Here is a 13,903-nt window from a genome sequence, read left to right as displayed (position 1 = left end):
GCCCGGACCGACTTCACGACATGAGCACGCCTCTCAAGACCCTTATCACCAAGCTCAACTCCACCTGCCGTCTCGCGGCCGAGCGCGCTGCCAGCGCGTGCCTTTCGCGCGGGCATTACGAAGTCGATCTGGAGCATCTGTTCCTCGCCTTGCTCGAAGAACCCGCGAGCGATCTGGTGTGCGCGCTGCGCGCGTCGCGTATCGATCCGCATGCCGTGCGCGCCGATCTCGAACGCGAATTGCAGCAGCTCAAGACGGGCAATACGCGCACGCCGGTGTTCTCGCCGCATTTGATCGCGCTGTTTGAACAAGCCTGGTTGATCGCATCGCTCGACACGCAGATCGGCCGTATCCGCTCGGGCCATTTGCTGCTCGCGCTGTTGAGCGCGCCCGATCTCGCGCAATTCGCGCAACGCATGTCGGCGCGTCTGGCCGAGGTGCCGGCTGCTGAACTCAAGCATAGCTTCGACGAATTGACCGAAGGTTCTGTCGAGGCCGCGCCGCGCGACGCCGAGCGCGCATCGGCGCAACCGTCTGCATCGGATGCGGACAGCGAGACACAAGCGAGTGGTGGCCCGTCGAAAACCCCCGCGCTCGATACCTATACGACCGATCTCACGCAGCGCGCGCGCGAAGGCCGCGTCGATCCGGTGATTGGCCGTGAAGGCGAGATTCGCCAGACCATCGACATTTTGATGCGCCGCCGCCAGAACAACCCGATTCTCACGGGCGAACCGGGCGTCGGCAAAACGGCGGTGGTCGAAGGTCTCGCGCTGCGTATCGCGGAAGGCGACGTGCCGGAGTCGCTGCGCAATGTGGCGCTGCGCGTACTCGATATGGGTTTGCTCCAGGCGGGCGCAAGCGTGAAGGGCGAATTCGAAAATCGCCTGAAAGGCGTAATCGACGAAGTGAAGAAAAGCCCGCAGCCTATCGTGCTGTTTATCGACGAAGCGCACACGATTATCGGCGCGGGTGGTCAAGCTGGCCAGAATGACGCGGCCAATCTGCTCAAGCCTGCACTCGCACGCGGAGAATTGCGCACGATCGCGGCGACCACGTGGAGCGAGTACAAGAAATACTTCGAAAAAGACGCTGCGCTTGCACGCCGATTCCAGGTCGTGAAAATCGAGGAGCCGAGTGAGACGCTCGCGGCCTCGATGTTGCGCGGCATGACCGCGTTGATGGAAAAGCATTTCAACGTGCGTATTCTCGACGAGGCGATTACTGAAGCCGTGCGCCTTTCGCATCGCTATATCAGTGCGCGTCAATTGCCCGATAAGGCCGTGAGCGTGCTCGATACCGCGTGCGCGAAAGTCGCGCTCGCCCATAGCGCGACGCCCGGTGCAATCGACGACGGCAAGCGCCATATCGAACGCGTCGATGCTGAAATTGCTGCGCTCGAACGCGAAGCCGCGAATGGCGCGGCACACGAAGAACGGCTCGCTGCGCTGAAGGTGGAGCGCGAGGCCAGCGCCGCCGAAGTCGCGGAGGACGAAGCGCGCTACGCTCAGGAGCGCGAACTCGTCACGCAGATCGCGGCGCTGCGCGCGCGTATCGACGCCTCGCGCGAAACGGGTGCCGACGCCGCGCTCGCACGCGACGCCGACGAAGCGCGCGCCGCACTGCCTGCGCTCGTCGAGCAATTGCATGCGTTGCAGGGCGAGGGCCCGATGGTGCCGTTGCAAGTGGATGCGCACGTGGTCGCCGAAGTCGTGTCTTCGTGGACCGGCATTCCACTCGGGCGCATGGTGAAAGACGAAATCAAAACGGTGCTGAACCTGAATCCGCTGCTGGGCGAGCGTGTGATTGGTCAGGACCATGCACTCGAAGCCATCGCGCAACGCGTGCGCACGGCAGGCGCGAATCTGGAAGACCCGGACAAGCCGCGCGGTGTGTTCATGTTCGTTGGACCCTCGGGTGTCGGCAAAACGGAAACGGCGCTCGCGCTCGCCGATATTCTCTATGGCGGCGAGCGCAAACTCGTCACCATCAATATGAGCGAATATCAGGAAGCGCATAGCGTGTCGGGGCTTAAAGGCTCGCCGCCGGGCTATGTGGGTTACGGCGAAGGTGGCGTGCTGACCGAAGCCGTGCGCCGCAATCCGTATTCAGTCGTGCTGCTCGACGAAGTGGAAAAAGCCCATCCCGACGTGCTGGAAATGTTCTTCCAGATTTTCGACAAGGGCACGATGGACGACGCCGAAGGGCGCGCAATCGATTTCCGCAATACGCTCATTATCTTGACCTCGAATGTCGGTTCGTCGGCGGTCATGCAGGCGTGCCTGAATAAAACCGCAGAGGAATTGCCCGACGCCGACGCGCTCGCCGAATTACTGCGTCCGCAACTCTATAAGACCTTCAAGCCCGCATTCCTCGGGCGCATGAAAGTCGTACCGTATTACCCGATCTCCGACGACGTGCTCGCCGAGATCATCGAACTCAAACTCGAACGCATTCGCCGGCGTATCGAAGCGAATCATGGCGCCGCTTTCGAATGGGACGACACGCTCGTCGAAGCCGTGCTCGCGCGCTGCACCGAAGTCGATTCGGGTGCGCGCAATGTCGATCACATCCTCAACGGCACGCTGCTGCCGGAACTGGCGCAATACGTGCTCGAACGCATCGCGCAGGGCACCGCGCTTGCGCGCGTGACGGTGCGCGCCAGCGAGGCCGGCGAGTTCGAATACACCGTGAATTGATATGTCGAACGATTACACCGCGCTGCTTGCGCCCATTAACGAAGCGTCGCCTTGCGGCGAAGACCTGCTGTTTTCGGCGGACTTCGACACGATTGCTTACGCACGCCGCTTCGACGATCCGTCGCTCGATCAGGGCGAATGGGTCACGGACATCAAGGAAGCCGACTGGCCGCTCGTGATCGAGCGCTGCACGTCGCTGCTCGCCACGCAGACGAAAGACTTGCGCCTCGCCGTGTGGCTCACCGAGGCGCTCGCGATTCAGGAAGGCGTGCCCGGCCTGACACAAGGCTTCTCGGTGCTCACGGGCCTCGTCGAGCGATTCTGGGACGGTGTGCATCCGCTGCCCGAGGGCGACGACGTGGAATCGCGCCTCGGCAACGTTGCGTGGCTCGCGGGGCGCGCGGCGGAATTGCTGCGCGCGGTGCCGCTCACGCAATCGGGCACGGCATTCAGCACGCTCGACTGGGAGGTCGCGCAGCACGTCGCGCAAGCGATCAAACGCGATCCCGACAATGCCGCCGATATCGCGCGCGGCAAACCTTCGGTCGAACAGATCGACGCGTCACGACGCGCCACGTCGCCCGCGTTTTATGAAGCACTGCTCGCGCAATTCAAAACGTTTGAAGCGGCACTTGGCGCGCTCGATACGGAACTCGAACGGCGTGCCGGTGATGCCGCGCCGAGCTTTCGCCAGACGCGCAATGCCTACGACGATGTGTATCGGCTGCTGGAACGTTTCGCGCGCGACGTGGGTGTCGATCCGAACGCCGCGCCGAAGCCGCCCGTGGAGGAGCAATCCGCACAGGGCGACGGCCACGTTGCATCGCGCGCCGCGCAGGACCGCTCGGAGCCGAGCTTCAAGACGCCTTTGCCTAATGAGGAACATGTGCTGACTCCGGCTCGCATTCCACCCCGCGCGCATGGCGGCATTGAAAGCCGCGCGGACGCCGTGGCGCAATTGCGTGCGGTGGCCGATTATTTCCGCCAGACCGAGCCGCATAGCCCGGTCGCCTATCTCGCCGATAAAGCGGCTGAGTGGGCCGGCATGCCGCTGCATCAATGGCTTTCGACAGTGGTCAAGGACGACAGTACGCTCGCGCATATTCGCGAGATGCTAGGCGTGAAATCGGACGAATGACCTTCACCCGGTGAGCGAAATGGGCGCACAGGACATCATGAGTCTCATCAGCGGCGGCCTCGTGCAGGACGGCCGATTGCTGAAACTGGACACACCGCTCGGCGACAACGCGTTGCTGCCGCAGCGGGTCATCGGCCGTTCGCGCATGGGCCGCGATTACGGCTTCACGGTGGATGCGGTGTCGCTCAGCGGCGATATCGCGTTGAAGAAACTGATTGCGCAGCCGGTGACGCTCTGGTTCGAACAGACCGATAAATCGTATCTGCCGCATCACGGTTACGTGCATACGGCGCGCCGGCTCGGTTCGGATAGCGGCTTGACGAGCTATCAACTCGAATTCGCGTCCTGGCAGCATTTTCTGAAATTCAGAAAAGACGCGCGCATCTGGCAAGATAAAACCGCCGACGCCATTCTTACCGATGTATTCAACGCACACCCACAGGCGCAGTGTGCATTTCGCTTCGCTTTGCAGAATTCGCTGCCGCAGCGTTCGTTCTGTGTGCAATACGAAGACGACTGGCATTTCTGCCAGCGCATCATGGAATCGGAAGGGCTTTATAGCTACTTCGAGCAAGGTAGCGACGGCAAATCGCATACGCTGGTCGTGATCGATAATCTGGCTGCGTTACCGGCACTTTTTCCGCAAACGGTGCAGTTCTATCGCGCCGGCACGAACAGCGAAACGAATGCGCTCGTGCAATGGAGTGCCACGCGCACATTGCAGAGCGTGACGCTCACGACGCGCACGTTCGACTACAAGTCGCCTTCGACGGGCAGCAATGCGAAAGGCACGTCGGTGCCGACGCTCGACACGGCGGGCAATCTTCCGCAGCAGACCGAGGTGCATGAATACAGCGGCGCCTATAGTTTCGGCGATCAGGCGCGCGGCGACGCGCTCTCGACGTTTCGCATGGAAGAGTGGGAGTCGCGCACGAAACGCTATGAAGGCGGCGGCGCGGTGCGCAACCTCGACGCGGGCCGCTGGTTCACGCTGAGCGGGCATCCCGCGCACGACGCGGACAGCGAGCAGGATCGCGAACTTACGAGGGCAAACAATACCGGATCAAACAACTGGTGGAAGCGTATCGGAAGGTCGTGCGCAATAACGCCGGTGTCGATTTCCTGCCGCACGCGGAAACGTTCCTGCGCTGGATTGCGGTGCGCTATCAGGACGCGGACTTCCGTCACTCCGTGACCGATCCAGTGGCGGAATGGCGCAAAGAGGTTGAAAAGGCCGACTACGATCGCCGCGCGGCGGCCGCGAAACTTCAATGGGAAATGCAGGGCAGTGGGCCGATGGACTCACCGAAGATCCAGCAATTGCGCCAGGAAAAGCAGGCCGCCGATGCGCACTGGAACGATCTGTTCGCGCACGCGCCTTCGAACAATTACACGACGGTGTGGAAGCGACTCGACGCCGAAGCGAAGGAAATGACGTCGAAGTGGGAAAAGATGCGGCCGGGCTACGAAGCGGAGCAACAGCGCCGTTTCACGCATTCGTTCGATACCCAAATGCATTACACGCCGCTTTTTCTTGCCCCCGCATTCGCGAACAAGGACCCGCTCAACACTAATCAGATCGCATTGGTGAAAGCGTGGCAAGAGGGATTCTCTGGCAAGAACCCGCTCCCCGACGACGTCATGGCGCTATTCGACATGCTCGTCCACGACACGCTGCTGACCAGCTGGCAGGATCACGTGCTGGCGCCTTCGCTATACTTCCGCACCCGCGACAAAGACGTATTCGGCGTCACCGACTACGACGCGGAAGACAAGAAGCGCAAGGAAGACGACGCGAACGCAGCGCGCATCGACAAAATGGCGGCCGATCAAGCCGCCATGCAAAAGGCGCGTTCAGCGCTGTAAAGACGATGTGAAAGCACGGCGCGGGTCTTCACCCCCGCGTCGTGCTGCAACACTCAAATCCCCGCGCGAAACTCAATACGCCGATTCCGCGCCCGCCCATCTGAAGTATCGTTTGACGCCACCGGCTGATCGGGGCCCACGCCATTGGTCGTGAGCTGCTGCGGCGAAATCCCCTTGGCGACGAGATAGCCCTTCACCGCATCGGCGCGCGCCTGGCTCAACGCGATATTCGAAGCGCGATTGCCCGAATTGTCGGTATGACCGATGATTTCCACGGTACGCGTATTCATCTTTGCCAACACAGCGGCCATCTGATCGAGAATCGCGCGGCCTTCCGGCGCGAGCGTCGCGCTGCCGGTTTCGAATTCGATCGTGCGGTTCGCGAGCGTCTGATCGAGCAGACCCTGTTCGGACGCGCTCACACGCAATCCATTGCGAATCGTATAAGTGGGATTCAACGCATTCGCCATATCGCTCGCGATCTGCTGGCGCTGCGCTTCGTTGCCCACTTCGCCACGCACATCGATCTGCGTGCCGTCGATCTTCAGCTGTCCTTTATGAATCTGCTTGAGCGGCGAACCAATCAGCTTCTGCACATTCGATGACCAGTTCGGCGGCGTCGCCACATCGCCCACTTCGATCTGATCGACCACATTGCCTGCGCCATACGTATCGCGCAGACGTTGCAACACGGCCGCGTGCGTGGCTTCGTCGGGCACCTTGCCGCCCACCACGACCTGGCCCGGCGCATTGTCCATCGGCGCGGGTGTCGACGTCACCGCACTGCGCGTACCCGAAGCGGCGGGCGCGGCATTCGCCTGGCCTGTCGAGGAAGACGCCGAGCCGGGCAGGACCGTCGTGCGAATCTGCGAGCCGCTGTTGTCGATCGGCGTCACGCGAGCGGGGCTGCCGTCGTCGGCGAAAACGGGCGTAGTGGTGGCACAGAACGCCAGCGTCACCGCAGCCGCCAGCGCGCGGCGCGCGCGCGAATCAAGCACGGCGGCCATTGACCGGCTCCCCGATAAACGCCTCGCGGAACGTGTCGATCGAGACGCGCAGCGACAGTTGCGGTTGGTCGAGGTAGCTGACGAGTTTGCTGATGCCATGGTCGCTTTGTGCATGATCGTCGATCCATTCGGGATCGTCGATGTCGATATTGTGGGCTGCGTAGGTTTGCGGATCGACCACGCTGTGCAGGGTCTTCGCCGATGCGCCGTTGAAGCCGACGATGAGACGTTCGCGTTGCGCAATCGTGCCGATGAAAATCGCTAGTTCGAAATCGGCCTTCGAAACGAATGGCGCGATCAGTTCGAGCCAGAACGCGGCGACGAGGCTGCGATAGAACGGATCGGTCGGCAGCGGCAGCGTGAGGCCGCGTTCGAGATGGGCCGCGCCGCTCTCCATCACGGGACGCAACAGCGAGCCGAGCGCGAGCATCGCACCGCGCAAACGCACCGGATGGCCGCTGGCAAGCAGCATCTGTTCGAGGCCAGAGAGCGTCTGATGTTCGACGAAGTCGGCGAAGGTGCCGTCGTGCGGATTACCCGTGCCGCCTACGTCGACCGGCACGAACGTTTCGCCGAGCGACTGCAGTGCGCCCGCGGGTTCGCTCGGTCCGAGCAGCGGCTGCATCTGCGCGGCAACGCGCGACCAGAGACGCGCGAACGCGAGCGGGCTGCGCGCGAGAAAGGCGAGCGGTTGCTCGACTTCCAGCGCAGTGGCCGCGAGAAACGGAAAGCGCCGCGACGACTGATCGTGGCTCGCGACCATATGACCCGCGATCGCGAGCTTGCTTTGCGAGCCGAGAAACGCGAAGTGCATCGGCTTCGCTTCTTCGTAGACGATCTTCCAGCGCGGATCGTCGGTGAGCAGTTCCATCGCTTGCGCGATCCAGCGATCGAGCGTTTGCAGCAGCTGCGGATTGTGTCCGCTTTTCACGAAGTCGCCGCGCGAAGGGATCTTGCCGAAATAGGCGATCTGCGCCTGAACGGTTTGCGTCATTGCGCACCTCCCGCGTTGTTGTTGGCGCTCACTGCATTGGCCGTCGTCGTTGCCGCTTGCGACGCGCTCGTGGCGGCCGCCGCGCTCACGTTCGTTGTGTTCGCCGTGTTCGATGCGTTCGCAGGCGCGGCCGGATTCATGGCCGGATTCACCGCATTCGGATTCGCGGCCGTGCCCACGCTGGCGATCGACGACGGCAGCTGCACGCCGCGCAGACCTTGCTGTTGCGGCGCGTCGCCGCTCGCCGCGGTCGGCTGCGAGGTGCTGATGATGCGCATGCTCACCGACACCGTCACGCTGCCTTGCGTCCACGTGAGGTCGAACGTGCCGTCCGGGCGGCGGCTGCGTTGCGCCGAGTTGATCAGCTTCTCAAGACCGTAGCGGCCCGGCTCGTTGACGAGCTGGATCGTGCGGCCGTCGAACGTGGTCGCCGAGAGCGTCGCGCCCGGCGAGCCCGCCGGATTCGGCCACACGAAGTTGGTCCACTGCGGCGGCGTGTTGCGATAACGAAGCTGCTGGCCGTCGATCGCGATCGTGTACTCGGTCGTGCCGCTCGACGGCTGCGGCAGGATCTGGAACACGGTCTGCGGTTCGCTCGCGCCGCCGTTCGCACCGGCTGCGCCGCCCGCAAGCGGAGCGACCCAACGCGCGAAGCTGCCGGTGAAATCAGGCGTGAGCGACAGACCCATGTCGCCCCACGTGCGGGCCGACAGCGTGTCGCCGCGACGAACCGCGAGCGGGCCGAGCGTGGTGCTCACGAACTTCGAGATCGCGCCGTCCGGGCCGAACATCTGCGCGATTTCGCTCGCACCGGCTTCGACCTTCGCCGTGCCCGCAAACGGATACTTGTTCGCGAGCGACGCCTGGAACGGCTGATACACCTGCGCATTCCACACCTTGTTCACTTCGACGCTGGCCGGCTGGATCACCACTGCATACGCCTGCATCAGCGGACGCACGAGCAGCGGACGCAGTGCCTTGCGCTGATCGTCGGTGAGGCCGGTGAGCATCTGCTCGTCGACGAACTTCAGCGAATCGGCGAGTTCCGAACCGTTGCCGTCGAGCGTCTGCTGCATCAGCTGGCGCGCGCCCGGTCCCGGATCGCCCTGATTCTTGATGGTGTTGAAGCGCGTGCGCACCTTCGAGAGCGAATCCATATAGCCCTTGAGCATCGAGCCGTTGTCGTGCGTGACGACGATACGGCCGAGGCCCGCGAACGCCTGCCCAACCGGTCCCATCGGCAGTTCGATCGGATTGCCGTTGATGTCGATGTTGGCCTGCAGCGGACCGCTCGACGCGCGCGAGAACAGATTCTTGAACCAGCCCGTGATGCCGCTCTGCGCACGCTTGATACTCGTGTTCATGAGCGACGGGTTGTCCCACGACGTCTGGTCATACGCGGTTTCGAGGATCTTGCGGATCGGCGAATCCTGCGGGTCGCCGAGACGGTTCATCGCGTCGACAGCCTGCCCGAAGGTGCCGAAGTCCTGCACCGCGATGCCCTGCATGAACTTTTGCCAGTGCTGCGCGTACTCCGTTTTGTACATGCCGACGAGCGTTTTCTGGATCTGCTCGGGGCTGCCTTCGAGCGTGAGATCGTCGGCGGCCGAGGTGTTGAGCACCCAGTCCTTCGCCTGCAGTTCCTTGGTGGCGGCGTCGCGGATCGCGGGCTGCACATACTGGAACCACGCTTCACGCGTGAAGGTGCCCGGAATCGCGTAGCTGCCCGCCACGAGACTCGTGTTGCCGTCGCCGACAATGCGCGCGACCGTCATCGGCGCGAAACGCGTGGAGGCGCGTGCCTTGATCTCTTCATACACGCGCTGGCGTGCGGGCATGCCGCGCACCACATGGCGCAGGTTTTCGCGCGTCTGGTCGACGAGCGCGAGATTCGCGTCGATCATCGGCCAGTCGTCGTCGTTCACGCGCGCGAGATAGAAGGTGATCATGCGCTCGGCGCTCTTGATCATCTCGTCGCGAGGCATGTTGCCACGATTCTGTTCGAGCCAGCCGCGCCAGAAGCGTGCGATCTGGTCGGTGAGGTGAGCGGTCTCGACGTGGCGCTTGTCGGAGAGCATCAGGTAGGTCTTGAGCGCGTTGTACGCGTCTTCGACGCTGCTCGGCGAGGCGTCGCTATAGAGGCCGCCCTGGCTCGTGTTCGCCATCGCGGCGTGCGCGGAAACCGGCACGGCGCCCGAGTCCGGCGCATGCGTCATCGGCGCGAGCTGATCGGGATGCGCGTCGACGTCCTTGAGGAACGAAGCGAGATTCTGCGAGACCGGCGTGAGCATGATCTGGCGAATGCCGTTGTAATACTCCTCGAGCAGATGCTGTTCGAGGCGGTCGCCCTGATACAGACCGAGCGACACCGCGAGCGGCTTGTCGTGACGGAACTGTTCGAGCTGATCGATGCGATCCTCGAGAATATCCATCGCCTGCAGGCGCGATTGCAGATCGTTGCGGTTCTGCTGCAGCTTTTCGACGTTGTCGAGGTCGGCCTGCACGTTCGCGACGAGCTGCTGGTTGTTGATCGCCGACCACGTCCAGCCGCCGAGTGCGAGCGCGAGCGCGGCCACCACGCCAAAGAACGTGGCGTAGCGCAGACGTGTTTTCGCGGGGCTCGCAAACTGGCGAACGGTGTGGCGATCCGCGAAAATCACCTTGGAAAACAGGTCTTTCAGGAAGAAACCGTTCTTCGAGAACGCGGCTTGCGGCTTGGGCAGACCGTCGGCGGACAGCGCGAAGCGATTGGCGATGCGTTGCGCGGCGGCGCTATTGGTTTCGCCTTCCTGCAATGCGCTCGTGAAATAGAAGCCGCGGAAAATCGGCTTGTACTGGAACGGATTGTTTTCGAACAGCGTGGCGAGGAACGCGCGCAATGCGGGTTTGATGGTCGAGAATTCCAGCGGAAAACTCAATTGGCCCGGCGTGAGCGCATTGCCTCGGCTCATCGACATCTGCGCGATGCTGATTTCCTTCAGGCCGTCATACAGTTCTTCGAAGCGGTCGTCGAACAGCGTGACGATGTCGCGCTTCTCGTCGGGTTCGTAGGGCAGGGTAGCGCCCCACACACGGTCGTATTCGTGCCGTTCGCTGCCGCTGAAGAATTCCGTGAAGCCCGTGATGAGGTCGACCTTCGTGAACATCACGTAGACCGGTGCGAACACTTCGAGCTTTTCGGTGAGTTCCTGCACGCGCTGGCGCAGGTTCTTCGCGAGGTCGATCGCGAACTCGGGCTTGCTGCCCGTGAGTTCCGCGATGCTGGCCGTTACGATGATGCCGTTGATCGGCGCCTTCGGACGGAAACGCTTGAGCAGGCCCAGAAAGCCGAGCCATTCTCCGCGGTCTTCCTCGTGAATCGAATAGCGGCCGGCCGTGTCGAGCAGAATGCCTTCATTGGTGAAGAACCAGTCGCAATTGCGCGTGCCGCCGATGCCGTGAACGATGGCTTCCTTTTTATCGGCGAAAGGAAATTGCAGGCCTGAGTTCAGCACGGCGCTGCTTTTACCGGCCGCCGGATTGCCGATCACGATGTACCACGGCAATTCGTACAGGGCGGAGCCGCCCGACATCTGGCCGATCTTCGAGGACTTGATGGTCTTGACCGCGTCGACGAGGCGCGTGCGCAGCGCATCGAGTTCGGCCTGGGTGCCGCGCGCGGCGACGGCGGCAGGGCTTTCGACCTGCGCCTGCTGTTCGAGCATGTCGCCGAGCTTGCGGTTCGCGCGATGCACGCGGATGCGACGCACGATCCACACCAGCAGCCAGATCGCGAGCAGCGCGCCGAGCACGACGCCGACCCAGATGAGCCCGATCTGCAGCGTGTCGGCTGCGATGAACAACACGGCGGCGAGCGCGATGAAGCCGATGATGGAAAGCGTGCGCCTGTGAGTCAACACGTTGAGGATGCGTTGCATAAGCCGGTCAGGTCCTGGTGCTTTGTGTGCTGTTCTGGTGATTCGTTGCGAGGCGCGACGCGCGCGGCGGCGTCACGCGGGCAGGGCGCGTGGGCGCGCGCGAACGCGGCGCTCAGGCATGGCGCCGCGTTGGCAAGAAATGGGAAAGGGAATGGCGCGGCCAATGCGGCGCGCGGCGCAAGATATTGAAAGAACGCCCCATAACATCCTCTTTATTGTCCGCATTGCGTCCTGCATCGGCCCAAAATGCATATATGCGTCTATGTGTATCCGCATTCGGTTACACCATTGCGTCATTTCATGCCGGGCGGCTTGCGCCCGAGTACAAAACCGGGCTTGTGATATTCGACGTGCCCGAGATCCATCATTTTCCATCGGCCGCCCCACGTCAGACCGACTTGCTCGGCGACCTGTCCATAGAGTTGATAGCCGCGCATGGCCCAAGGATCTTTTTCTGAAATGACGAGCTTGCCGTCGCGCAAAAACGCGTTATCCGCCGCGAGACCGTATTGGTGATAGCTTTGAAACGCCGCGGCATTGGTCACGCTGCCACCCAGCTTTGCCAGACGGTCTTGCCGATCGGGGCTGCGATAACCTTCCAGCAAAGCCATGTCGTAACCGTATTGCTCGTGCATGATTTTATAGACGAGCAAAAGACGCGTACGGAAATCCGCATCGAGCAGATTCCAGTCGCGGCTCGCATCGACCAGCGCGGGCCGGATCTGCTCGACCTCCCGTGTGGCGAACACTTCGGGCGGCAAGGGCGGCGGCGGTACAAGCTGCTCGCCATTGAGCAACGCCGAGATTTTTTCATCGGGTGCCCGAAGCGTGTCATCGTATTGGAATAACTGGTGGCCGCGAAGCGCAATTGCAATCAACGGCGGCGTCGCAAGAATACCTGTCGTCGCCAAAATCAGCAAGCGCCGCTTAATCAGCAAATTTTGCAGGAATGAAATCGCCGATATAGAATTTTTTGCCGACTTACCAACGTGACTACGCGCTTGCATTGCACGTGCTGAAGCGCGCTTTGCAATCGAATTATGCAAATTGAATACGCCGCCAAAAACAGCGGCTCTCACCGCAGGCAACAACAGTAAAGCCGCGATCAGAACGGCAATGGCGAAATAGGCGACGAGTGCAATGGCAACCAAAAGCGACCCCGAGAACTGAGGCAATTGTTTTTTGTAATGCTTGATTTTAGAATCAGGCCTGCCCGAAGTCGGGCCGACACGTATTATTACGTCGAAAATGGCCTGATTCAATGTGCACGATTCGAATGAGACTCTAATGAGTGTGCCGGACAACTCCCGCCCTAAAGCTCCACCCAGCCTGCTGGCCGACGGTCCCGGCAAGCCGGCCGGCGCGCCTGCCGCCAATGGCGCGCCCAATGGCTCGCGCATCCTCGCGAACCTCGAAGGGCGCGTCGTGCCGCCCGCGGCGCCCGCGAACAAACAGCAGCGCTCCTCGAAAGCGCCCGCGCTCGTTGCGCTGCTCGTGGTCGGCGCCGGCGCGTTTGGCGCCTGGCATCTGATGACTCGCACGCCGTCCGCGGTATCGGGTGCGCCCGCAACGGCCGGCACGATCGCGAGCGCCACGACGATCGCTTCGGCGGTCAGCGCGACGCATGCCGTGGCGAGTACGCAAAACGTGCAGAACGCACAGAACGCGCCGGAGGCGGCTTCGGCCTCGCAAGCCGCCACGATCGTCGCCGACGACGATACCGCCAAGCCGGCGGCGGACAACGCAGCCTCGGCGCCCGGCAACGACGCAGACCGTCTGTCGCGCGCGTTGTCCGACGGCGCTCACGACGGGCTGGCGAGCGCGCCTGCCGTTGCCGCCGTGGCGCCGTCGAGCGCCGCGCCGGAAAAGGGCGCCGCGAAGTCGAAGCACGAGAGCGCCGACGCGAAGCATCAAACCGCGAATGCGCATCGCCAGGAAAGCAAGACGAGCGTCGCGCAATCGAAGAAGACCACGCATCACGAAGCGTCGAAGAAGGACGACTCGGATGCGGATCTGCTCGCCGTGCTAGTGGCGCGCACCAAGCCCGCCGATCCGAAGCGCGAGGCCGGTTCGCGTGGGAGCAAATCCGCCGCGGCGGGCAACGCGTCGCTCGCGCAACAGGTCAAGGCTTGCGGCGAGCGAGGATTCTTCGAGGATCAACTGTGCCGCTGGCGCGTTTGCGACGGCCATTGGGGCAAAGATCCCGCGTGTCCTTCGACGGCACGCGCCAACAACGAGCATTGACGGTACGAGCCATACGCGCTTTGTCCCTGTGCCGAAGA

The 13,903-nt window shown here is 62.6% G+C and carries 8 protein-coding genes and 1 pseudogene; 5 read left to right on the top strand and 4 right to left on the bottom strand.

Annotated features, from left to right (window positions below; genetic code table 11):
- Positions 1–20: 20 nt before the first annotated feature.
- The 4 genes and pseudogenes from tssH to LDO54_RS14830 all read left to right on the top strand — a co-directional run bounded on the left by tssH (position 21) and on the right by LDO54_RS14830 (position 5,703).
- The gene (gene tssH / locus LDO54_RS14845) at positions 21–2,699 is read left to right on the top strand and encodes a type VI secretion system ATPase TssH (RefSeq protein ID WP_224011450.1); all 2,679 of its coding nucleotides are present in this window, start codon (positions 21–23) and stop codon (positions 2,697–2,699) included.
- A gap of 1 nt (position 2,700) precedes the next feature.
- A complete protein-coding gene (gene tssA, locus LDO54_RS14840) occupies positions 2,701–3,837 on the top strand; it encodes a type VI secretion system protein TssA (RefSeq protein ID WP_224011449.1) in 1,137 nt (378 codons plus the stop codon).
- 19 nt (positions 3,838–3,856) lie between these two features.
- Positions 3,857–4,876 (top strand): annotated as a pseudogene (locus LDO54_RS14835) (phage late control D family protein); the annotation flags it as partial.
- A 152-nt stretch (positions 4,877–5,028) separates the two neighbouring features.
- Positions 5,029–5,703, top strand: coding sequence for a hypothetical protein (locus LDO54_RS14830; protein ID WP_224011448.1), 675 nt, complete (start codon positions 5,029–5,031; stop codon positions 5,701–5,703).
- A gap of 53 nt (positions 5,704–5,756) precedes the next feature.
- On the opposite strand, the gene LDO54_RS14825 is transcribed toward LDO54_RS14830, so the two are convergent.
- The 4 genes from LDO54_RS14825 to LDO54_RS14810 form a co-directional block, all read right to left on the bottom strand.
- The gene (locus LDO54_RS14825; protein WP_224011447.1) at positions 5,757–6,710 is read right to left on the bottom strand and encodes an OmpA family protein; all 954 of its coding nucleotides are present in this window, start codon (positions 6,708–6,710) and stop codon (positions 5,757–5,759) included.
- A complete protein-coding gene (gene tagF, locus LDO54_RS14820; protein WP_224011446.1) occupies positions 6,694–7,704 on the bottom strand; it encodes a type VI secretion system-associated protein TagF in 1,011 nt (336 codons plus the stop codon). The genes LDO54_RS14825 and tagF overlap by 17 nt, the downstream gene beginning before the upstream one ends.
- The gene (tssM, locus tag LDO54_RS14815; RefSeq protein ID WP_224011445.1) at positions 7,701–11,621 is read right to left on the bottom strand and encodes a type VI secretion system membrane subunit TssM; all 3,921 of its coding nucleotides are present in this window, start codon (positions 11,619–11,621) and stop codon (positions 7,701–7,703) included. The genes tagF and tssM overlap by 4 nt, the downstream gene beginning before the upstream one ends.
- A gap of 293 nt (positions 11,622–11,914) precedes the next feature.
- Positions 11,915–12,772 carry a M15 family metallopeptidase gene (locus LDO54_RS14810; protein WP_224011536.1) on the bottom strand — a complete coding sequence of 286 codons (858 nt, stop codon included), beginning with the start codon at positions 12,770–12,772 and terminating at the stop codon, positions 11,915–11,917.
- Positions 12,773–12,908: 136 nt separating this feature from the next.
- Here LDO54_RS14810 and LDO54_RS14805 point away from each other — a divergent pair, with 136 nt between their 5' ends.
- Positions 12,909–13,865 carry a hypothetical protein gene (locus tag LDO54_RS14805; protein ID WP_224011535.1) on the top strand — a complete coding sequence of 319 codons (957 nt, stop codon included), beginning with the start codon at positions 12,909–12,911 and terminating at the stop codon, positions 13,863–13,865.
- Positions 13,866–13,903: the final 38 nt, after the last annotated feature.

Source organism: Paraburkholderia tropica (genome assembly GCF_914484835.1).
Lineage (GTDB): Bacteria > Pseudomonadota > Gammaproteobacteria > Burkholderiales > Burkholderiaceae > Paraburkholderia > Paraburkholderia tropica_A.
This window is presented reverse-complemented; position numbering and strand designations above follow the sequence as displayed.